Origin of the sequence: Nonlabens sp., from assembly GCF_047636915.1 — a bacterium.
In the GTDB taxonomy this organism is placed as follows: Bacteria; Bacteroidota; Bacteroidia; order Flavobacteriales; family Flavobacteriaceae; genus Nonlabens.
On the sequence record NZ_JBLIGN010000042.1, the window covers coordinates 1 to 23,895 of the forward strand.

General features: G+C 36.4%; 17 protein-coding genes and 1 pseudogene. 7 read left to right on the plus strand and 11 right to left on the minus strand.

Features of this window, described 5'->3' with window-relative positions; genetic code table 11:
• The 3 genes from ACJAT0_RS07865 to ACJAT0_RS07875 all read right to left on the minus strand — a co-directional run.
• Positions 1-287, minus strand: a 287-nt coding sequence (locus ACJAT0_RS07865) for an RsmD family RNA methyltransferase (RefSeq protein ID WP_415181222.1), incomplete at its 3' end; no start/stop codon positions are given.
• Entirely contained in the window at positions 278-1,087 is an 810-nt protein-coding gene (locus ACJAT0_RS07870; RefSeq protein WP_415181223.1) for a DUF3822 family protein, read from the minus strand. The genes ACJAT0_RS07865 and ACJAT0_RS07870, both read right to left, overlap by 10 nt.
• Positions 1,032-1,781 (minus strand): hypothetical protein, encoded by a 750-nt coding sequence (locus ACJAT0_RS07875; protein WP_415181224.1) that lies wholly within the window; start codon positions 1,779-1,781, stop codon positions 1,032-1,034. Before ACJAT0_RS07875 ends, ACJAT0_RS07870 begins: the two co-directional genes overlap by 56 nt.
• A 115-nt stretch (positions 1,782-1,896) precedes the next feature.
• On the opposite strand from ACJAT0_RS07875, the gene ACJAT0_RS07880 reads away from it, so the two are divergent.
• Together ACJAT0_RS07880 and kdsB are read left to right on the plus strand one after the other, a co-directional pair.
• Positions 1,897-3,321 (plus strand): ATP-dependent DNA helicase, encoded by a 1,425-nt coding sequence (locus ACJAT0_RS07880; RefSeq protein WP_374002063.1) that lies wholly within the window; start codon positions 1,897-1,899, stop codon positions 3,319-3,321.
• A gap of 901 nt (positions 3,322-4,222) precedes the next feature.
• Complete coding sequence (gene kdsB, locus ACJAT0_RS07885; protein ID WP_415181225.1) at positions 4,223-4,969, plus strand: 3-deoxy-manno-octulosonate cytidylyltransferase; 747 nt, start codon at positions 4,223-4,225, stop codon at positions 4,967-4,969.
• A gap of 50 nt (positions 4,970-5,019) precedes the next feature.
• On the opposite strand, the gene ACJAT0_RS07890 is transcribed toward kdsB, so the two are convergent.
• Complete coding sequence (locus ACJAT0_RS07890; RefSeq protein WP_374002061.1) at positions 5,020-5,331, minus strand: N-acetyltransferase; 312 nt, start codon at positions 5,329-5,331, stop codon at positions 5,020-5,022.
• A gap of 199 nt (positions 5,332-5,530) precedes the next feature.
• Here ACJAT0_RS07890 and ACJAT0_RS07895 point away from each other — a divergent pair, with 199 nt between their 5' ends.
• From ACJAT0_RS07895 to ACJAT0_RS07910, 4 genes are all read left to right on the plus strand, one after another.
• Positions 5,531-6,178, plus strand: coding sequence for an alpha/beta fold hydrolase (locus tag ACJAT0_RS07895; protein ID WP_415181226.1), 648 nt, complete (start codon positions 5,531-5,533; stop codon positions 6,176-6,178).
• Between the two features lie 76 nt (positions 6,179-6,254).
• Positions 6,255-7,202, plus strand: a complete 948-nt coding sequence (locus ACJAT0_RS07900) for a lytic transglycosylase domain-containing protein (protein ID WP_415181227.1) — start codon at positions 6,255-6,257, stop codon at positions 7,200-7,202.
• Positions 7,203-7,869: 667 nt separating this feature from the next.
• Positions 7,870-8,715 (plus strand): DUF2911 domain-containing protein, encoded by an 846-nt coding sequence (locus ACJAT0_RS07905; RefSeq protein ID WP_374002058.1) that lies wholly within the window; start codon positions 7,870-7,872, stop codon positions 8,713-8,715.
• Between the two features lie 158 nt (positions 8,716-8,873).
• A complete protein-coding gene (locus tag ACJAT0_RS07910) occupies positions 8,874-9,284 on the plus strand; it encodes an OsmC family protein (protein ID WP_374002057.1) in 411 nt (136 codons plus the stop codon).
• Positions 9,285-9,908: 624 nt separating this feature from the next.
• On the opposite strand, the gene ACJAT0_RS07915 is transcribed toward ACJAT0_RS07910, so the two are convergent.
• The 4 genes from ACJAT0_RS07915 to ACJAT0_RS07930 form a co-directional block, all read right to left on the minus strand.
• Positions 9,909-11,639 carry a sodium:solute symporter gene (locus ACJAT0_RS07915; RefSeq protein WP_415181228.1) on the minus strand — a complete coding sequence of 577 codons (1,731 nt, stop codon included), beginning with the start codon at positions 11,637-11,639 and terminating at the stop codon, positions 9,909-9,911.
• Positions 11,640-11,719: 80 nt separating this feature from the next.
• The gene (locus tag ACJAT0_RS07920) at positions 11,720-14,266 is read right to left on the minus strand and encodes a PIG-L family deacetylase (protein WP_415181229.1); all 2,547 of its coding nucleotides are present in this window, start codon (positions 14,264-14,266) and stop codon (positions 11,720-11,722) included.
• Between the two features lie 321 nt (positions 14,267-14,587).
• Positions 14,588-14,812, minus strand: a complete 225-nt coding sequence (locus ACJAT0_RS07925) for a hypothetical protein (RefSeq protein WP_415181230.1) — start codon at positions 14,810-14,812, stop codon at positions 14,588-14,590.
• Between the two features lie 218 nt (positions 14,813-15,030).
• The gene (locus ACJAT0_RS07930; RefSeq protein ID WP_415181231.1) at positions 15,031-16,128 is read right to left on the minus strand and encodes a serine hydrolase domain-containing protein; all 1,098 of its coding nucleotides are present in this window, start codon (positions 16,126-16,128) and stop codon (positions 15,031-15,033) included.
• 125 nt (positions 16,129-16,253) lie between these two features.
• Between ACJAT0_RS07930 and ACJAT0_RS07935 the strand changes: the two genes are divergently transcribed.
• A complete protein-coding gene (locus ACJAT0_RS07935; protein WP_415181232.1) occupies positions 16,254-19,787 on the plus strand; it encodes a methylmalonyl-CoA mutase family protein in 3,534 nt (1,177 codons plus the stop codon).
• Between the two features lie 1,210 nt (positions 19,788-20,997).
• On the opposite strand, the gene crcB is transcribed toward ACJAT0_RS07935, so the two are convergent.
• From crcB to ACJAT0_RS07950, 3 genes and pseudogenes are all read right to left on the minus strand, one after another.
• Complete coding sequence (gene crcB / locus ACJAT0_RS07940) at positions 20,998-21,369, minus strand: fluoride efflux transporter CrcB (RefSeq protein ID WP_415181233.1); 372 nt, start codon at positions 21,367-21,369, stop codon at positions 20,998-21,000.
• Positions 21,370-22,392 (minus strand): GyrI-like domain-containing protein, encoded by a 1,023-nt coding sequence (locus ACJAT0_RS07945; RefSeq protein WP_415181234.1) that lies wholly within the window; start codon positions 22,390-22,392, stop codon positions 21,370-21,372.
• A 1,120-nt stretch (positions 22,393-23,512) separates the two neighbouring features.
• A pseudogene (locus ACJAT0_RS07950) lies at positions 23,513-23,895 on the minus strand (peptidase M28); the annotation flags it as partial.

The window sequence follows — 23,895 nt, forward strand, 5'->3', positions numbered from 1 at the left end:
ATGGTATCGATGGGAAACTCTAGTAATTCGGCAGTTTTTTTAATAAAAGCAATACAAGGTTGATGTTGATCTACCGCGATAACGCTTCCAGCCCCGCGACTGCAAAACTCATAAGACATATTACCACTGCCAGCAAAAAGCTCTAACATCTTGATGTCATGAATATGGATTTTATGACGAAGGATATTAAACAACGCCTCCTTAGACATATCTGTGGTAGGCCTTACAGGTAAGTTTTTGGGAGCCGAAATTCTACGGCCTTTATGTTTTCCAGATATTATACGCATACAATTTGTTCTAAATAGTTAGGATAATCTTTTGTGTCATCTACATAACGCACGTAGGTGTATAAAAGATTAAATAATTCTTCTTCTTTTTGTTCAGCACACACGATCATTTTCATAGTCTCTGGATCGAGATCGTTATGATGCGTTGTGAACATGGTGTAATATAAAATATCTTCTATCGCATCGTGTGGGAAAAGATTGTGCGCCACGAGCTTTTCGTTTTTGAAGATGGTCAGGTAAAAATGACTTTTCTTAATGTCCAGATATACTTGCGGCTGCAACGTGGGTAATTCTTTACTTCTTAACTCTAGTAAGCGCGAACTGTAATGAAAATACTCATAGCTGCCATAGCGATCAAAAAAGTAGTTGTTGATATTTGCGTAAGCAATGTAAACGGTATTGACATTTAGATCGCCCAGTTTTTCGTCCGTACTTAATACGTCTGTCTCTAACATTCTCGCATTGTATTTGAGATAGTCTACCGCATGGTCTTCTTTGTATATGGATGCCGGAACGCTGGTAAATATGTTGTGGTGGTAGATTAGGGTAGCTTTCGCGAAAGCGGAATCCAAAACAGCTTCTTCTTTATAACAGTCCTTTATAGACTGCAAGATTTCTATAGGGTTTGCAGCGTACTTAAATTCCCTATGCAAGGTATTTAAAATTCCAGTTGCGTCATAGATATAAAAAGAAAGTCCATCCTGATGAATCAGAACGGACAGTTTCTTTATGGAGTCGTTGGGACTATTTTTCGTTAATTGCATACTTACTGGGCCAGTTTCCACTAGTTGTGATTTCATCTAGGCTGCCTACAAAGATAGTAGGTCCATCTATAGATTCTACACTCTTAGCTTCTAATTCATCTTTTGCCAATCTTTCTGGCTGATCAAAAAGAATGTCTGTCTTTTGCGCCACTGCACGGAAAACAGGTACCCGATTTTCTTTATCAATCACTACATCGATCTTTAACTCAATAGAGCCAGGAGCCCCTTTAATGGTGTATGTCAATAGTTGAGAAACATCTACGTTTTTAAACATGTCTTTTACAGGCTGGAAACCAATGGTGTCTGTTATAGTGATTTCTTTTTTATATCCATTAGGATCATCTGCGCGTAGTCTAAATTTGATGTTACGCTCTTCGTCAATTACCGTACTATCGCGTTTTTCTAAGATGGCAAAGCGAGCGGTGTCAACAAAAATGGCAAGTTTATTGATATCATCACTATAACCACCAGTAATGGTTTTGTGCGCATTTTGTGCTTCACGTATTAAGATAAGTTGCGCCACTACTTTTCTGTATCGCTCTTCTTTTGCAGCCTCAAATTTTACAGGCTCTTCAATAGACTTGTATAACTTATAGGCAAAAAAGCCACTTACCGCCAATAATACTACGATGAGAACGGGATGTAATTTCTTAGGAATTTTGTTAATAAATACGGCTAATAGAACAAGAACTATCAGGCCTAAAACAAATGCGATTATTAAATTGAACATAAAGGGGTGGTTTTTTTGTTTTTCAACGGAAACAAATCTACAATTTTTTTTCACTCGTCCTAGCCTGAGATATAAAATTTGAGTTAAGTTTATACTCAGTTTTCCACAATACTCAATGACTCCACAAGAATTTTACAAAGCACTCCTTTTAGACTTCCCCTTTAAGCCTACTAATGAGCAAGATAGAGCCTTAGAAGCCCTAGCCGATTTTATTATTGATAAAAATAAAGAACGGTTATTTATGTTGCGTGGTTATGCAGGAACAGGAAAAACTACTTTAACAAGTACGATTGTTAAGAGTATCTATAAATTAAAAATGAATTGTGTACTGCTAGCGCCTACAGGAAGAGCAGCAAAAGTGATCAGTAATTACTCCAATAAACAGGCGGCGACCATTCATAGAGAAATCTATTACCCAAAGGGACAAAGCAACGGCAGCGTTCAATTTACTTTAAAGCAAAATAAGCATAGAAACTCGCTTTTTGTGGTGGATGAAGCCTCGATGATTCCAGATGTAGTGGCAGAGAATAAGATGTTTGGTGGTAATGGCTCTCTTCTTGACGATTTAATTGAATATGTATACAGCGGTGTGAACTGCAAACTCATGATTATAGGAGATACGGCACAATTACCACCGGTAAAACTAGATGTTTCCCCTGCCTTGGATAGTGAACTATTACAACAACGTTACCTAAAAGAAATTACGGAGATAGAACTCAACGAGGTAAAACGCCAAAGTGCTAACTCAGGAATTCTTCTCAATGCGACAGGAATACGCAATCACATTCTACATGAAGAGTTCGATTTTAAATTTGACGTAGAGAATTTTACGGATATCAACAGACTTATTGATGGTTATGAAATCATGGATACCATCAATTCTGCTTATGATTTTCATGGTCATGAAGAAACAGCAATTATTGTGCGGTCTAATAAAAGAGCCAACTTATATAACCAGCAAATAAGATCGCGTATTTTATTTAATGAGAATGAACTTTCACCTGGAGATTATTTGATGGTCGTAAAGAATAACTACCACTGGTTAGAGCCATCTAGTGATGCTGGATTTATTGCAAATGGGGATATTGTAGAAGTATTAGAGATCTTCTCTTTTAAAAATATTTATGGTTTTCATTTTGCAGAAGTTAAGGTGCGTATGGTTGATTATCCTAAAATGAAAGAATTTGAAACCGTTCTTTTACTGGATACACTTACTTCAGAAACGCCATCGCTTACTTATGAGGAGAGCAATAAGCTCTACCAAGAAGTACGTATGGATTACTTAAAACTACCTAAATACAAACAATACAAGGAAATCAAGCAGAATCCGTTTTTTAATGCGCTGCAAGTAAAATTCTCTTACGCGATTACCTGTCATAAATCGCAAGGTGGACAATGGGAAAATGTGATTATAGAGCAACCTTATTTGCCAGATGGGCCAGATAAAGGCTATTTAAGATGGCTGTACACCGCTGTAACTCGTGCCAAAACAAATTTGTATCTGATAGGTTTTAAAAACGATCATTTTATAGAACACTAGATAAGCTTTGAAATTATCTTTATTGTTTGCATAGGTGTATAAGGAACCGTAAAACTGGTTATAGAGTCTTTTACCGCTACTTTTTTCCAGTATTGTATCTTTAATTGCAATCCATAATACTTCATGAAAATTGGCATTGAACGGGACATTTTACTGTTGTAACCGTTTTGGGTGTTCTCATCGCAGTAGAATTACTCGCTTGTTCAATAGCTTTCGCAGATAATTGCTCGATACTATGTATGTAGCGCTTTCAGACATTTCTAGCACACCGGTTAGGGTTCGTTAGTGTCATGGCTGACATGGGTCCCGTATGTACTAGCTGCGTTATAAATGACAAAGATGGAAACCTGCAATAGAAATGGAATTAAAAATAAAGCAGTAAGTTGACACTGCTGCCGCTAAATTAGTAACCATAAGTAAGTCACACATACTACAGCAGGTTTAGTGTATTCTAAAATACTTTTCGCAATAGAACTTTCTGACTGCCTTTAACGCAGAAAATTAATCTCATAAAATAGAAGCTTATGCAAAGGTTCCAAGTGGACGTTTTAAAATTTTAGGGACACTAATGCTGCTTATTTCTGTATGGAACTTTTTGAATCTAGTGGTTCCAACTACTTATATTTGGTTCTGTGGATACTTTATGTTCTCTGGAGGCTTACTCAACCTACTTTTGTTGCCATATGCATGACAAACACTGATAAAAGGGAGAAAGCATATCAAATATTGAAAAGCGGATATCAGTTGGATATTATTAATGAAATTAATGAACAACATGATTAGAACACTTTATCCTTTTCAAACAGAAGCTGCTGAGGAAACAGTAACTTTGTGCTATAAGCAAGGTGTTCTTATGAAAGAGAAGTCTGCTTGGTAGTTGTCATCAATTAAAATAAAATCATTGAAGAAAATAGCGGTTATTCCAGCACGTTTTGAAGCCAGTAGATTCCCTGGTAAACTTATGAAAGATCTTTGTGGGAAGTCAGTGATACTGCGTACGTATGAAGCTACTTTGTCTACAGGTCTTTTTGATCAAGTTCTCGTTGCGACAGATAGTGATTTGATTTATAACGAGATAGTTTGTAACGGTGGAGAAGCGGTGATGAGCCACAATAATCATGAAACAGGAAGTGATCGCATTGCTGAGGCTGTGGGGAGTTGTGATGCAGACATAGTTATCAATGTTCAAGGAGATGAACCATTTACAAATCAGTCGGATCTTAAAAAACTAATTGAGGTATTCGAGAAGGATATGGAAGGAGAAATTTCTCTTGCTTCTTTAATGCATGAGATGACGAATATAGCAGATATTCAAAATCCTAATAACGTAAAAGTAATTACTGATTTGAGTGGAAATGCATTGTACTTTTCACGTTCTGTGATTCCATTTCCACGAGATGCCGTAGTAAAGCAACCTGTATATAAACACATAGGCATTTATGCGTTTAGAAAAAAGGCCTTATTGGAGTTCTATAACCAGTCGGCTACACCTTTAGAATTATCAGAAAAGGTGGAGTGCCTTAGATATTTGGAGCATGGAAAGAAAATAAAGATGATTGTCACAGATCATATGAGTATAGGAATAGATACTTTAGAAGACCTTGAAAAGGCTCGTTTGAAGTGGGATCAACTTTATAATGGATCATAAAAAAGGCTCTTAAATTAATAAGAGCCTTTTTATTTTTTTGATATCTATGTTTAAATCGCTATACCTACAGGAAGCATCTCCTTGTATTTCATGCGGTTTTTCCTTACAAAACCAGCGATTTTAGGATGGGTGGGAACTACTTTGAGTTCTTTTTCATTCTTTATGTTTTCAAAAACAGCAGTTAAAAATTCGTTTCTAAATTCGAGATCATCCTCGAGTTCCTCTGGGAGAATTAATTTAGTTAGGAATATTTTTCTCTCTTGCTGGGCATATTCGATTTTTGCCATCATATCGCCTTTGCGACATTCGTACTGACGTAAAAAAGCATTGTCAGTAACTTCTAGTGTATTAGAACTTTCCATAAACATTCTTTTAACTCATTAACATCTAATTAATAGACATCACTAATTTTATTAAAGTAACTTTGTGGCTGATTAGTGAAATGAGAAAATTAGTGAGATGAATAAAAATTTCACATAATTTAATTCAAAGATAATGTAAATATAGTACGATAAAACAATTTTATATGTTAAAGCGCTGTTTAGAAAACTTTTTTAGTATATGAAGCACGTATATCTTATGCCAGGAATGGCTGCATCTTCCTTAATATTTGAAAACATCAAACTGCCTGAAAGTGATTTTACTATTCATCATTTAGAATGGATCGTACCTCAAAAAAAGGAAAGTTTAACGTCTTATGTCAGTAAGCTAGCCAAATTAGTCATTCATGAAAAGCCCATTCTTATTGGTGTTTCATTTGGTGGTATCATAGTTCAGGAAATGGCAAAACAAATCGCAGTAGAAAAACTCATTCTTATTTCTACCGTAAAGTCTAACAGGGAATTTCCTAGAAGGATCCGTTTTTCTAAAACAACCGGTCTACATAAGATATTTCCTACAAGTTTAATACAGAGCTTTGAGTTATGGAGTAAATACAGTTTTGGTATTTCTTCTCATAAGATAGCCTTGTATAAAAAATATTTATCGGTTAACAGTTCCATTTATTTAGACTGGGCTCTAGATGTTATTGTAAATTGGGAACAAGAAGATTCTTTACCTGGTTTGATTCATATTCATGGAGATGAAGATCCTATCTTTCCCATTAAATATATCAATGATTGTATCATTGTCCCCGGCGGCACGCACATAATGATAGTCAATAGATATCGCTGGTTCAATGAGCACCTTCCAGAACTTATCAGTTCATAAATAAGTAGAAAGCTTAACGATTTGAAATGTGTTAACACCTGCATCTTTTATACTTTTGAAAAAAACATTCAAATACATGAAAAAGATTCTTCTAGGTGCTGGGATAGCTATAATTTTTATAATTATTATAAGTGCCATCCAGCAAGCTGCTCCCACATTACCTTCTGTTCCATCGCCAGAGCATGTGACTCATGGAAATCAGAAAGGTAAACGTGTGAAAAACTATAATGTATATAGCGTAAACTTACCTGAACGTCTTGACTTTGCTGGAGAAGAAGTTCCCTTGCATCAGCCAGATATAAGAGAACGTGTAGATCGTGAATTTTTAGTGAATACCTACTGGCAATCTAACGGTATTCTTCTTATTAAAAGAGCTCAAAAATACTTCCCTATTATGGAACCTATTCTTGCAGAAAATGGTATTCCAGATGACTTTAAATATCTAGCAGTGATAGAAAGTGGTCTTCAAAATGTGAGTTCTCCAGCAGGTGCAAAAGGTTTTTGGCAAATAATGAATGGAACAGGAAGGGAATTAGGCTTAGAGGTGAATGATAATATAGATGAGCGTTACCATCTGGAAAAGGCAACTCAAGCCGCTTGCGATTATCTTAAAAAAAGCAAAGAGAAGTTTGGAAATTGGACACTTGCAGGAGCTGCCTATAATGCTGGAAATGCCGGGATCTATAACCAACTTGATGCACAAGGAGTTTCTAGTTATTACGATTTACTTCTAGGAGAAGAAACAGGTCGTTATGTATTTAGGTTATTGGCCATAAAAGAGATTCTTAAAAACCCTAGGAATTTTGGTTTTAATGTAGATCCGGAACACGGTTATGATTTGATCCCGACTAAAAACGTGTTGGTAGATTATGAAGTAGATGATCTTGCCGCTTTCGCGAAAGCTAATAAAATCAATTATAAAATCCTTAAAATTCACAATCCATGGTTGAGGGAACCTAAGTTGAATAATCAATCAAAAAAAGAATACCTCGTAGCCATTCCAGAAAGCGGATATTACAAATAAAATGGACTGACTAAATTATTAATAGCGTCTTCTGTAGGATTAAAAATACGGATTGGATTACGAGAATTAAATCTCTAAAAGACCCATATCTATTGGGTATATTAGTTTTTGTTACCGCTCATTAAAGCGCAGCGAGCTCTGGAGTTGATTTAGAAATTATCGCATTCAAAAAAGCGACCGTATGGCATGGAGAAATGCAAGTAGCTCTTGCTCATGATGAACTTTTGAAAGTATTGAAAAAACATAAGTATCGTTGAGGATTTTGATACGCAAATACTGTGGTTGTAGATGGAGAGTTTGCTGTTACAGACTTCATGTGGATTATAATAGTTTCTCTTACCATTTGGATTTTAGAATATTCTTAGCATCAAACTCATGGAAGGAGTCTTGCCGTACTTGTTGCTTATGCATACCAGAGTAATGGACCTACGCTAGACTGGTTTGATGTAATTAGTATAGCTACTGCATTTGGATTAGGTTTTTTTTAAGATTGCTATTCAATTAAAGCAACAGATGCTTGAAAATATTTTGGAGTGATTTTAAGGAGCGTCGCTATTATATTGATTTTTTTCTCTGGCGTCAAAGGAGTTAGTTAAGAAAACCCTAACATTTTTTAAACCCAAAATTAACGACATTTACATATAATTAAAATCTTAAAAATCATACCATGAAAAAATTGTTATTTATTTTTAGTATCCTATTTGTTGCTACAACTGTTACTGCTCAAATTGAAGCTCCACAACCTAGCCCTATTGCTAAGTCTATGCAAACTGTAGGTCTTACAGAGGTTGCTTTAGAATATTCTCGTCCTGCAAAAAGAGGAAGAGAAATATTTGGTGAACTAGTACCATTTGATAAATTATGGAGAACTGGAGCAAATGCAAATTCCATGATTACCTTTTCTGATGATGTAAAATTTGCAGGAACTGATGTAAAAGCAGGAACTTATGCAGTTTATACAAAGCCAGCAAAAAAAGAATGGACGGTAATGTTATACAACGATACAAGCAATTGGGGAAATCCTGGAACTTGGGATGCATCTAAAGTAGTTGCTACGACAACTGTTGAGACTTCAATGCTGAAAAACGGGATAGAAAGTTGGACTATGGCCATCAACGAGCTTTCTATGGAAGGTGCTCACTTACAAATGATGTGGGACAAGACTATGGTAGCTGTACCCTTTACAGTTCCTACAGCCGCAAAAACTTTAGCGAGCATTGAAAAAGTAATGGCAGGACCAGGAGCAAATGATTATTATAGTGCTGCTACCTTCTATCTAGATGCTAATAAAAATCTTCAGCAAGCTCACGAGTGGATTTCTAAAGCAGTTGATGCAAAACCTGAAGCTTTCTGGATGCATAGAAAAAAAGCACTTATCGAATCAGAAATGGGTAACAAGTCTGCAGCTATAGCTACTGCCATGACATCCTTAGCGCTTGCTGAAAAAGCAGGCAATATGGATTATGTCAAATTGAACAAGGACAGCCTTATGGAATGGGGTGTAAAATTGTAATTAACGCATCCATTTTTTTTTAAAGTATAAGTAGCACTCATAAAACCGGCTAGATATCTTCTAGTCGGTTTTATGCATATCAAATCTCTGTTAAAGATGCCACTTCGGTCAAGCTATACTGTAACTTTGATAGTGAATAATTACAAAATAAATACACAATGAAGTTTTCAAGAAATGCAAATGCCCAATGGGAAGGAACTGGTAAAGAAGGGAAAGGAAACATCTCCACGCAAAGTTCGGTGTTAGATAAAACACCATATTCATTTGGGACTAGGTTTGAAGAAGGTATAGGAACCAATCCAGAAGAATTATTAGGAGCCGCACACGCGGGTTGTTATACCATGCAATTGAGCTTTTTACTTAATGAAGAAGGGTTCACTGCGACACACCTTTCTACAGAAGCAGCAGTAACATTTGAAGATGGAGAAATAACTCTTGTTGCACTTCACTTAACAGCAAATGTTCCTGAAATAACCACAGAGAAATTAGCAGAGATCGCTAACAAAGCAAAAGAAGTATGTCCCATATCAAAACTTCTTAAGGCTAAGATCACTTTAGAAATTATATAGTTAAGGAGAACATATATTAAAAACCGTCTAGAAAATAGCTAGACGGTTTTTTTATGCCGTTTAACTTCTTAAAAAGGCGTATACCAAATGGAACACCAAATGTCTTTGTAAATTGTTTTACTGAAACCATTTTTACCAGCCGCTATTATTATTTTTCTATCGTTGAAAAATAAAACTATAAGTAAGGCTATTCTTGTATTTTTTACCCTGTTAAAACAAAAAAAACAATTTATTATACGGTCCTCTAAAATTCAAATTGGCATAAAGGCTACCCAATAAATCTGCTGTACAATCAGTCACTAGGTAAGCATTCCACAATGATATTTGCGATGTTAGGGTTTTAAAATTAGCTTGATACATTTCATTTTAAACTAAAACAGCTATTTAATAGGTTATTGAGAAGGAGTAAGGATGTCTATCTAAGAGTGTTTGGAAATTTTATAAATTGATTTTTGTTTACGTTCAAACACTTCCACAATTTCTCAATTTTATTTTGCTGTTTTCTATTTGTAGCTTCCATTTTAATTTTTATGTATTGTACGGGTGTATTTTTTATTTAGGAAATACAGATCCGGAAAAAAAATGAGTTTTCTAAATTTCACCGCAATGGTAAAGGAGAATCATTTAGCTTTTTTGAAAATCAAAAGTGGTTGTATCTTCTTGATGGAAAGAACTAATCAAAAAGGCAATACCTATAGTTAAAAATGCCCCAAGCGGATTCAGCCATAAAAAAGGAAGAATCTCAATTCCCTCTACAAATTCATGTAGAATAGCGCAAGTGGCAACAATGACTTGAGAAATACAAGCGGCTATAAAAACAGCACTTCCTTTGATTTTTTTAAAGTAAAAAGCTACTAGAAAGATTCCTAAAATGGTTCCGTAAAAAATAGAACCTATAAAATTAACCAGTTGTATCAAGTTGTCAAATAAGGAAATGAAACTAGCAAAAAATATGGCGAGAACACCCCACAGAAGAGTGAACCATTTGCTCATGTTGACATAATGATCGTCATCTTTTTCTTCCTTACGGTACCTTTTGTAAATATCTATAGTAGTCGTTGAACTCAATGCATTTAATTCTGAAGCTGTGGAACTCATTGCCGCACTCAATATCACTGCGAGTAATAAACCTATAAGGCCATTCGGTAAATGATTGAGAATAAAATGTATAAACACAAAGTCTTTATCATTAGTCTCAATCCCACCGTCTGCCTTTTCAATAAGGGTACGTGCCGTAGTTCTATTCGCTTCTTCTTGATTTCTTAGATAATCTAGTGCCAGTTCATAATTAATAATATCTTCTGAAGCAGAGCTGTTTAGTGCTGTGGCATACTTTTTTTGAAGGTCTTGTTTTTCTCTCAATATTTCTTCATGGCTAGATTCTAACCTGCTGTACTGACCTGCAAATTCGCTTTCTTTTACTGCTTTTTCTGCCGCAGGGTTGAAGTTTAATGGTGTGGAATTGAATTGATAAAAGACAAATACCATGACACCTACGAGGAGAATAAAAAACTGCATGGGTACTTTAAGCAACCCATTAAAAAGCATTCCTATACGCATTTGTTTTACAGATTTCCCGGACAGATAGCGCTGTACCTGTGACTGATCCGTTCCAAAATAACTCAACATTAAAAAAGTAGCTCCAAAAAGCGCACTCCATACATTATAGCGATCGTCTAAGGAGAATTCAAAGTCTAGAATTTGCATTTTTTCAGCACTTCCTGCCATGGTAAGCGCATTATCAAAACTTACGTTATCTGGCAATTGAGTTACTATTAGCACAAAGGCAGTGACCATTCCAGCCATGATGACAATCATTTGCTGTTTTTGGGTTACGTTAACAGCTTTTGTTCCACCAGAAACCGTGTAAATAATAACAAGAATTCCTATAATGATGTTTAGGTATTTTAATTCCCAGTCGAGGACCGCGCTTAAAATAATAGCTGGCGCATAAATGGTAATTCCTGCTGCAAGACCACGTTGGATCAAAAATAGGATGGAAGCAAGAGATCTTGTTTTTAAGTCAAATCTTTTTTCTAGAAATTCATATGCTGTATATACTTTGAGTCTGTGATATATAGGAATAAAAGTGACGCAAATTATAATGATAGCTATAGGAAGCCCAAAATAAAATTGTACAAATTCTAACCCATCTGTATAAGCTTGTCCTGGGGTACTCAAAAAAGTAATTGCACTTGCCTGAGTAGCCATAACAGAGAGGCCGACTGTCCACCAGCGCGCATCGCCGCCTTTTATATATTCTTCACTAGTCTGTTTTCCACGGGTTTTATAAACACCGTAAAGCACTATAAATGCCAGCGTACTGACGAGTATGAACCAATCAACTATTTCCATAAACGGAGCTTATAATATAAAACATTATGGCAAAAAGAATATTTGCTAGAATAACCAGTGCATACACACGATTCCATTTTTTAGAGTTTTCTTTTCCCATCCTCATTTTCAATTGATTGATCTTCTACTCCTATACTAATTATATTAGCCAGTAATTTGTAAGCACCAGAAACTCCAGCAGGCAATTCTCTAAAAAGGCTTAAACCAGTGTAAATGATATGTCCTGCACCGTATTCTGCAACGAGCAGACTCCCTTTTGTCATTTCTTCTTCTTTGTCATTCATTCCTAAAATAGGAGTAAATGCAGCATCCCATTGCTCTGGAAAATAAAGCCCACGCTCTTGTACCCAGCCTGTAAAATCAGTAGAGGTAATCGCATTTGGTGCCGTCATGATTTTGTGTTGAGGTTCTAATATGGTTACTGTGGCGTTTTCATCTGTTACTCGCTTTCGCGAAAGCGTAATAGGCAAAGGTCCCAATGCGTCAGGACTAATTCTTCTGCTCGTATTGTACTGCATGAGTAATGTACCTCCATTCTTCACATACGAATCAAGTCTGGGTTGTAAGGCATCCATATCATTTTCAGAAACATTAAAAGCTCTAATACCTACCACTACAGCATCGTATTTAGATAGATCATCAGGCACCTCATTAGGTTCAAATTTAAAAACTTTACTACCTATCGCCTCTATAGCTTGAGCCACATCATCACCAGCACCGTTGATGTAAGCTACGGTATTTGCCCGGTTGATAAGGCCAGGTTTTACTACTTGCGATGCGCTATTTCTAACCAATTGCTGATCAGGAATATGATCATAATTGATTTTGATGACTTCTTGGTTAAATGTTTGAAGCCCTATTTTAACAAGACCAGAGATCACTCCCCTCGAGGCCTTTTTAGGAGGTTGTACCTGAAAGGTATAGGTTTTTTCTTCTCCTTTTTCTAAGTTTTCAAAACCGAAATCTTGAGGTGTGATACTCCAGCCATCAGGAGGCAGCAATTCTAAGTTTCCCTGTGGCATTTTTTTATTTGCTTTTATAGTAACCTGAATAGGTTGTGCGTCATCACCAGAAAATATATACACCGGGTTCTGTATACTTACAGCAACTTCTGGGACAATATAAAAAGGTTCATTTACCTCGCCACGCACAGGATCAGTGTGTTTGTGAATGATAGGAATTTCTCTATACAATTGTGTTCCTTGGATCTCCATCATAGTTCTTATCATAAAATCAGGCGCTGTTTCTGGTTGTCCAGTGAGCTTTCTATCTTTAAATTGATACATTCCTAAAGACCCTTCTTCTTTGAGATAATAAGGGGTGCTTGCTTCATAAATAGCAGGGATCTGTAAATTTGCTTTTACGCTTTTACTATCGTCTTTATTTAAGGTAATTTTATTTTCTTCTGTTTGTAGTATTTGATTAGGTAGCAGGCTTATCTGAAAAGTTTCATTAGATCTGTTCGTCAATTCTATGGCTACGCTTATAGACTCTCCTGCTGTGGCTGTAGAAGTGTTCACACTTGCCTCTAAGTAAACCCCACAAATATCAAGTAAAATCTGATCCAGTTCTTCTAGTTTGATCTTTTTCCAGTGTTTGTCTTTAAGGTTTTCAAGGTTATTCCTTAATTCTAGTAGCGCAGGAATACTCGCCGTTGGATTCTTGAAGTTATAGCTGGCTATTACAGCATTTAGTACCGTCTGTATGCGACTGCCGCCTTTTACTCGGGTCCATGTGGTATTGATTCCAGAAAAAAGATCTGATTTATCTGTTGGGAAAGAGCCTTTCAAATATTCTAAATACTCCGTTTGTGAACCACGAGATCCAGAACTTCCAAAACCTTGAGATTTATGCTGGCTTCTACTTAAAGCAGCGATTTCACTGTTGGATAATCCTTTATGGGGATAATAAGTTCCTGCATCTATTTCAAGTAGGTTGGTCTTGTCTGATTTGTCAAAAGCTTTTTCACTTCCATAAAACCACCAACTCGTATTGAAGTATACACGTGGGGCTTGCCAGGTGTCTAATTCTTTTAATTGATAGGCATACATAGTTTTGTCTGCGGCATATTCAAAAACCTTCATACTCAACATCGCACTAGCAGTATGGTGTCCATGAGTAGATCCAGGCGTGCGGTGGTCAAATCTATTTATAATTACGTCTGGTTGAAATTCTCTTATGATGCGCACCATATCTTCCATTACCTCTTGCTCATTCCAAATTTCTAGCGTTTCATCAGGATGCTTAGAATAACCAAAGTCGTTTGCACGCGTAAAAAACTGTTGACCACCATCAATATACCTGGCTTCTAGAAGTTCTTGTGTACGTATCATCCCTAATTGCTCTCGCAATTGTGGTCCGATAAGATTCTGACCACCATCGCCGCGTGTTAATGAAAGGTAACCAGTGCGTGCCATTTTATCATTGGCCAACCACGATATCAAGCGTGTATTTTCATCATCAGGATGCGCAGCTACATAAAGCGCTGTTCCTAAAAAGCCTAGTTTCTCTATATGATGGTAGATTTCGGCAGTATTAGGCTGTTTTTGGGCAAGTCTATTCTCTTGCGCAACGGCTGTTGAGAACACTAAAAGGGCAATTATGGAGGTAAAAAAGTTATTCTTCATATGAATTGGGAAGATATAAATTTCAAATCTTAAAATTTTGTGAAGGTTTAGGAGTCTTTGGACGTTTTGGCTTCTCCTATTTTTTCATAAATCGTACGAAGATGATAACTTTTACATAAGGCTCTAAGGCTATAGTTATTATTTTTCTTAAAACGTTATTCCAAATACTTTTTGAAAACTTCTGAAACATTTTCGTAATCCGCTGTTTTACTTTCTTGTTAAGATTTTTGATTTTGCTAAGTTCTTCAAATTTATTTTCTTCTAGTTCTCTAGCTTTTTCAATTATGGAATTCTCTTCCTTTATTACATCAATTAAATTCTTTAACTAAAGCATCCTGTCTTCCATGATATATCATAAGATCCTTGATAGTAATAGGAAGGAAAGAATTTGATAGAATCTAGCGTTTTATGGTAGGAACTCTCAGAACCATAAATTTGGTTGGTATACATTCGAGTTTTTTGTATCAAATAATCTAATTTTTCAAAATCTTTAGGTGGTAGTTGATTAGCATGTTCAGCTAAATTTCTTAGTAATTGAGTATTCATACATCTAATTTTAAGGCATTTATTCGCAGTTACTATTATAACGAGGATACCTTAAAACTGTTTAATTTTTTTATACCCAAATTAGGTAAGAAAATGTTTTTAATAAAAAAAAATCAATGATAGTAACGCTTATAAAGAGCTAAAGAATTAAAAATATATATAAATAATTGAACACAATCACCTATGTCATTTATCTAAGGGATAATAATAAGCTGTTTTCACTCCATCAAAGCCATCAATTTCTCCCACATTTCATTATGAAACAAAATAGGTACAGGCTCTTGAGCTGAAGTATCTCCCATACGTATCACAACCATGCCTAAACTAGGGATAACATCTATAAATTGACCGTTTTTACCCAAAGCACTTACCATGTCAGCCGGTCCAGATGGTGTTACTGATGATGCAATAGATGCAGTAGAACCAGGAAACACAACAGAATCCTCTCCATTGAGCCACCATAAGTAACCATAAGACTCGTTTATAGATTGAGAAGTGTTAGTCATCGCATTAAAATAAGCGGTATCTCCTAAAACTGTTGTACCATCCCAAAAACCACTTTTTAAATTTAATAAACCAAAACGTGCAGCACTTCTCGCCGTACTGAAATACATCTCATTTAAACCGTTGGTGCTTAACCAAGATCCATCCATCCCTATTTTATTCTTTATTGCCGTATTTGTGAATTGGTTATTGGTGACTCCTGTAGCATTTTCTAAAACCCTATGCAACAAGGTATAGGTCCCGTTGTGGTAATACCATTGATCTCCAGCATCAGTTAGATAATTAAGACATGCCGGTGTAGTGCAATCTACTTCAGGTACATTATAATCAATTCCAGTGGTAAACGACAGCTGGTTTTTTATGCTGATCAAATCTTCTTTGTTTGCTGGCATGCTCGTCCAGCCAGTTCCTAAATAATCAGATGTTTTATCGTTGATATTTAAGTTGCCTTCCTCTTGTGCAATTCCTATTAAACAGGCGGTAAGCGACTTCCCAGCACTTGCCCAGTACCAATTACTGTCTGCGGCAAATGGATTTCCTTGTAAATTGGTATTCCAGTAATTTTCGATCACTATTTTTCCATCGACCAGTACTATAAATGCACGAGTTTCATTTTGCTCAAGAAACAGTTGAAGTTCTGTAACTTTTTGTGCGTCCCAACCAAGTGTTGCTGGATCTGTAGTTTCCCAACTGTTTCCTGTTATTGGCGGAAAATAAGTTTCTTCTAAAGGAATAAAAACGTTGTCATCGGTAGCGTCGCAAGCCGATAATAACACGAGTGTAAATAGCAACAAATAAAAAGAATACTTCATAATTAAAACTTTTGAATGACAAGAATAACCTTTTGACCATAAATAAATGTAAAAGTTTAATTATGCTGTATCAAACTCCGTTATCGATTTCGTAAATTTGCATTCCATAAAATGAGAAGTTCATAATGCAAGATCAAACACCCTATATCCCAGTAAATAAAGTGCGTATTGTAACGGCTGCTAGTCTTTTTGACGGTCATGACGCTGCGATTAATATCATGCGCCGCATTATACAATCTACGGGTTGTGAGGTGATTCACTTAGGTCATGACAGAAGCGTAGAAGAAGTGGTAAACACTGCTATTCAAGAGGACGCAAGTGGTATCGCGATGACATCTTATCAAGGTGGTCACAATGAGTACTTCAAATATATGCGCGATTTATTGGTAGAAAAAGGCGCTGAGCACATCAAGATTTTTGGTGGTGGTGGTGGTGTGATTCTCCCTTCAGAAATCAAAGAACTCATGGATTATGGCATTACTCGCATTTATGCTCCAGATGATGGACGCTCTATGGGATTGCAAGGAATGATCAATGATTTGGTAGAGCAATGTGATGTTGCTGTTCCCCCATTTCCTGTTAAGAAATCAACAGACAAGAACGCGAAAGCAAAATTAAACGGAGAACTTCTCGTAAATCATGTTCCTACCATAGCAAGATTGATCTCTCTAGCCGAGAATAGACATGAAGATTTTGTAAAGCACTTTGCAGAAGCAGAAAAAACAGAAAAACAAGCGCCAGTTTTAGGAATAACGGGAACAGGTGGCTCAGGAAAATCTTCCTTAGTAGACGAGTTGATCCGTAGGTTTTTAGTGGACTTCCCAGAAAAAAATATAGGAGTTATATCTGTAGATCCATCAAAACGTAAAACGGGTGGCGCACTTTTAGGAGACAGAATACGTATGAATGCCATCAATAGTGATCGCGTTTATATGAGGTCACTAGCAACGAGAAGGTCCAACTTGGCGCTTTCTAAACATGTGCAAGAGGCGGTGGACATTTTAAAAGCGGCTGACTATGATTTAATTATTTTAGAAACCAGCGGAATAGGACAGAGCGATACAGAAATTCTAGACCACAGCGATGTGTCTTTGTACGTTATGACACCTGAATTTGGTGCGGCGACACAGTTGGAAAAAATTGACATGCTTGATTTTGCTGATGTGGTAGCGATTAATAAGTTTGACAAGCGCGGTTCCTTAGATGCGCTGCGGGATGTAAAAAAACAATACCAGCGCAACCATAATTTATGGCACGACGATCCCAACACACTTCCTGTTTATGGAACGATTGCAAGCCAATTCAATGATCCAGGAATGAATGCTTTGTATGAAGCATTAATGGCCGATATAACTAAGAAAACAGAAGTAGACTTCAGTTCTAAAAACGAACTCAATAAAGCACAAAGCGAAAAGATATTTGTGATCCCACCAGCGCGTACTCGATATCTAAGTGAAATTGCTGAAAGCAATAGAGCCTATGATCACACCACAGCGGCACAATCTAAAGTAGCTCAGAAATTATATGGAGTCTATCAAACAATTAATACCTTATTAGACCAAAACGAGAATGCTAGTTCGAGCGAAAGTCGAGAACGTTTAATTACAGAAAAAGGCTTAAATGAAGAGTATATCATTTCACAAACACTTGTAGATGATGCAGATTTCATGGACCTTTTAATTGCCCAATTCAATAAGTCATTAAAAGATCTGGATCCATATAACTGGGAAGTGATTACCGGTTGGGATGAAAAAGTAAACAAGTACCAACAACCTATTTATGAGTTTCAAGTACGTGACAAAGTCATTAAAATTGAAACCCATACGGAGTCACTTTCTCATAAGATGATTCCTAAAGTGGCGCTGCCTAAATACGGCGCTTGGGGCGATATATTAAAATGGTGTTTACAAGAAAACGTACCAGGAGAATTCCCATATACCGCAGGATTGTATCCCTTTAAAAGAACAGGTGAAGATCCTACTAGAATGTTTGCAGGGGAAGGTGGACCAGAACGCACTAACAAACGTTTCCATTATGTAAGTCTGGGAATGCCTGCAAAACGTTTGAGTACGGCTTTTGACAGTGTAACTTTATACGGTAACGATCCAGGATTACGACCAGATGTTTATGGGAAAATTGGTAATGCTGGAGTGAGTATTTGCTGTCTGGATGATGCTAAAAAACTCTATTCTGGGTTTGATTTATCGCATGCTATGACATCGGTTTCTATGACTATCAATGGACCGGCCCCTATGCTATTAGGATTCTTTATGAATGCCGCGATTGATCAAAATTGTGAACGATTTATTACTGAAAATGGATTAGGCGATAAAGTAGAAGCAAAGCTCAAAGAAGTGTACGACGATAAAAAAGTAGAACGTCCTTCTTATTTAAATGCTGAAGGAGATAAAGTATATTCTAAAAATGGTCAGGTTGATGTCAACAAATTACCTGAAGGAAATGATGGTCTAGGTTTGATGCTTTTAGGATTGACAGGAGATCAGATTCTAGAACCAGCAGATTACGCCCGTATCAAAGCCGAAACTTTGGCTCAAGTGCGTGGAACAGTTCAAGCAGATATTCTAAAAGAAGACCAAGCGCAAAACACTTGTATTTTTTCTACCGAATTTGCGATTAGATTAATGGGTGATGTACAGCAGTATTTTATTGAAGAAAAAGTACGCAACTTTTACAGTGTCTCTATCTCAGGATATCATATTGCAGAGGCTGGAGCAAATCCGATTACACAATTGGCTTTCACATTGGCAAACGGATTCACTTATGTAGAATATTATTTGAGTCGTGGAATGGACATCAACAAATTTGGTCCTAACCTGAGTTTCTTCTTTTCCAATGGTGTCGATCCAGAATATTCGGTTATAGGTCGTGTGGCTAGAAAGATATGGGCCAAAGCCTTAAAGCATAAATACGGTGCTAATTCTCGGGCACAAATGTTGAAGTACCACATTCAAACCAGTGGTCGTTCTCTACATGCACAAGAGATAGATTTTAATGATATACGTACCACCTTACAAGCGCTTTACGCGATAAATGACAACTGTAACTCCTTACATACAAATGCTTATGACGAAGCCATTACCACACCTACAGAGGAATCGGTAAGACGTGCGATGGCGATTCAGCTCATTATCAATAAAGAATTGGGACTCGCTAAAAATGAGAATCCTATCCAAGGAGCCTTTATTATTGAAGAGTTAACCGATATGGTAGAGACCGCGGTTCTAGAAGAATTTGACCGCATTACAGAACGTGGTGGCGTGCTTGGGGCTATGGAAACTATGTACCAGCGCAGTAAGATTCAAGAAGAATCTATGCACTACGAGATGTTGAAACATACTGGCGAATTCCCTATCATAGGAGTGAATACGTTCCTAAGTTCAAAAGGCAGCCCAACTGTTTTACCAGCTGAGGTGATCCGAGCGACAGAAGAAGAGAAGCAAGCTCAAATTGCTACTAAGAATAATTTGCATACCGCTCATGCGAAAGCGCAACAAGAACAATTATCTAAAATCCAAGAAGCAGCTGTACAACAAGGCAATATCTTCGAACACTTGATGGAAGCTACCAAAATTTGTACGCTAGGACAGATCACGGAAGCCTTGTTTGAGGTAGGTGGGCAGTATAGAAGAAATATGTAAGAGAGAACCGCCAGCTCTGCTGGAGTGTGAATCGCTTATCCCTATGAGTGACTTAGGAGTGTATGGGGATCTGTAGCTTTCTCGGTTTGCGTTTTTTAAAGATCTAAGTTTCAAACTCCAAAAGCGCCAACCGATCAATCGGTTTGCGCTTTTTTTTACAACCTGTCATTACGAGTAGAGCAACGACAAAGTAATCTGCTGTTTAAATCGAGAAGTGTTTTAATAAACCAGCGACTTAGGTTTAAAACCTGTCAGGTTGCCGCCGCTTCTCCCATGCGAAACCTTACAGGTTAGAGCAACTGTTTTTATGTACACTTGTCATGCTGAACTCGTTTCAGCATCTGCTAGTTGCAGACTAGATGTTACTATTAATAAATGGCAACCGTTTTGAGTACTAAATAATGTATCTCTAAACCGTCATTAGAAGGAGAGCAACGACAAAGTAATCTGCTTATCGTATAACAAAAGTACAGATTGGCTCGCCGTGCTCGCAATGACGGTTAAAACTATAAAATAAAAATCTTATTTTGTGATTCCGCTGCATAGCGGATTCGCTAACAACCTTTCTCAAAAGCTATTAATAGCATCAAGGTTTCCGTTCTCCATCCCTTAAAGGTGCAGAAACACGATACTTTTTAAAGATATGCCATGAAGAACTATGAATTTCCGCACTTTACTGGGGAACTTCTGGAATTTTGAAGGTTTCCGTTCCCAAGCCCTAAAGGGTCAGGAAACAGGAGACTTTTAAAAGATAGGCCATTGAGAAACATGAATTTCTGCACTTGATGGGGAAACTGCTGGAACGTTCTCCGTGCTGGTTAGCCATCTATTTCTGGCCGTTCCCTTCAGCAACTTGCATTCGACGGCTGGAGTTTAAGATAACCTATAAAAAGAATTCTAACTCTGTTGTGAGGGAAACGGAATTTTATATTTCCCAAAAACACTAATGCCATTGGTGAAGCAAAGATAAACGCACCCTTATCTCAAGATGCCCTTACAATTACTTTTGCAAAGCTTATGACTTTATCAGCATATCAATACTATGGTTTAGGGATACCTAAAAGGATTTTTGGACCAAGTAGTTTAAGTAGTACCATTTTTAAAAGGCAAACTAACTTAAGTATGGAAAAGATATAATTAGAGCAATACTTTGTTTTAATGTCTAAATAGATTTCTTCTTGATTGTTTTACCTATTTCTATAGTGATCCTCTAAGCAACTAGTTTTTCAATAGACCAATAGCTCAACCCTGCAGCTAAAACCCCTAAAACAAGACTTAAAACGAGGTATAGAACGGCAGAATAATAGGCATTATTTTTAAGTAGTAAGAAAAGCTCTGCGCTAAAGGTGGAAAAAGTAGTGAGACCACCGCAAAAACCCACTCCTAGTAAAATATACCAATGATGAGCGAGTTGTTCTTTCTGATAAGCGGCGAGAAAGCCACCTAATAATAAGCATCCCAAAATGTTGACGCTAATGGTAGGGATCCACTTCAGACTGGTACTATTTTCTATAAGAGAAAAATAAAATCGCAGACTGCTGCCTAAGCCACCGCCTAAAAAAACAACTAATAATGCTTTCATTTATTGAATAGGTAAATATATTTCAGTCAAATAGTTTGCTGGATTGGGTGTGAGTACAGGATTTGTTTTATAAATTTCATAAGGCGCTTCTTCAGATTTTGCCAATCCGTTTTGAGCTATAAATTTTTCTCCTTTTCTCCATGCTTCTTCAAGGTTGTTGTACGCACCTTTTAAAGTTATTTTAACTGCTTTTCCAGGTTTTTGATAGCTGCACAATACGTTGCTTTCAAGTGCTGTTATCTCTTTATTTTGTATAGGAATGGCAGTAGAGAATATCACATCACTATTTATAGCATCTTTTTTTTCATAAATAACCCGAGCCACACCGTACATATCTATTTGATTGCGTCGCATATAGGACCTGATAGTTTGAAGCATTTGGTTTTTTAATTCTGGAAGGTTTTCTTTTTTAGAGCTCGATGACATAAAAAGAAAATAACCTCCACCAGTTTCTATGATCCCGTCAACATAGGAAGATTGTACAGTCATGTTGTTTAAAACTATATCTTCTATCTCAACAAGAGCTTTTTCATAATTAAGAGCAATTATTTCTTCTTTATCAAAACGTAAAATGCTGCTCATCGCTTTATCTAAAAGATTTTGTTCTCCTTTTATATTCCAAGTGATTTGAGTACCATTTTCTATTTGTACTAATCCCATAACTATTTCGCTGTTTGAACTAGTTATACCATTGTCGTAAAACATATGTATGGTTAAGGACTTGTTGGGTTCGATTCCAGTAATGGTCATTTTACCAGTACCTTGAGCGTCGGTAAAGGAATAATTACCATCAATACCTTGAGTTTTAGCACCCATAGTGGTGAATACCTCTTCATTATTTAAAGATGGATTCCAATTGATCCATTGTTTGAAATCTTTTATTTCATCAAATATAAGAGATGGCGGAGCTTCTATAGATTGGGTTTTTGTAATATCATAGGTGCCGTCTTTAACTGAAAAATATACCGCTCCACCTACAATTACAATCAGTAATAATATAAAAATGTATTTAAAAGCTTTCATTAGCATACCGTTAAGAATCCAAATATACGATTAATGCATATGCTGCGTATTGATAATTTTATAAACGCTAATAATGGGAAGAAGTATTGTTTTATCAAGGTGGTATATCAAAGTGCTATAAAATAAAAACTGCCGGCTATAAACCGACAGTTTTGGAGAAAGTCATAGTAAAATGAACTTTCATCCCCCTAAAATTATGAATGCGTTCTAATAAATTCTTATGAAACGAATGTAGAGTACTTTTTGATAAATAAATATCCCCATAACAGGGTATATTTTGTTAAAACTTGGTAGGTAATACACTAATTTTATAACAAATGTTAATTATCAATTATACCAGCACATTTATATGCTTCTTTAATCATAATATTGATATGGAATTAACCTATCGTGCACGGATACTCCTGTGTCTTGCATACCTAATTCATGGATCATAGTATTGCCATTTCTGGCTACGGTGCTTACCGTTGTAAAATACACAGCAGCGATTTCGGAGGAGTTTTTATCTGGAGCGATTAATCAGAGAATGTTTTGCTGGCTGTTAGAAATCTAGGTTTTAGTTTCAGTTCTTTAAATTTCATACATGGATAACGTTCTTCCTTTTACTGGAGGATATTTTTTAATGATCTGTTCACGTAATTCTGTATGTAATGACATGCGGCCTGCATGCATCAATAAATGGAACACTGTTGGTTGTGATCTAACAAAGCTATTTTTAAAAAGCTATAATTTGTAGTAATAAATAAGATAAGGGAAATAAAAATAGCTGTTTTAAGCGGCTATCTGGTAATATTCACCAAGTCTGTTAAACCTGAGATGTTTCTATTTGTTTTTGCTAAGCGAATTGCCTTAGAAGTATTTGCCTATAACTATTTGTGATAGGAGATCGCTCCGGGATATGGAAAGCTAGTCGTTAAAAATGTTTATTCTTAATATTATACACATGAAATAATCAGCACTAATAACGGATCATTTGATGTTCCCTAGTAAGAGTTTTTAAATAGCTTTTAAAATGCTTGAAACAGCAGTAAAATAGTATTCCTAGCAACGGTATATTTCAAATCTGTGATCTTTTAAAGAGCATTTAAATAGTAACAAAAATCGAAAAGGTACTGTTGCTTTACTTAAAAGTACCACTTGGAAAACTCACCATACTCTCTGTGCCATTTTTGTGTACTGCTGCTACTCCAAAGAAGGAATTGTCTATCACAATTCCTTTTAACGTGATCTCAGATAGATTCCCTATATAACGAGAATGATCCCATGTTGGACTAGTAGTATCTCTCCAGTAGATTTTATAGCCTGTGGCACCTTTTACTTTTTCCCATTGTAATTTGACATCTGCTTCAACGATCCCTCCTATTTTTACCTGCTGTGGTCGAGTAGGAGCCCATGCCAGCTGAGCAAGGCTTATTGCATTTACAGCAGTCAATTTTCTTGCATAAGGAAAGTTTACATGTTCTACTACATCTCCATAATTGATTCCATCTTCTGTCCTTATGT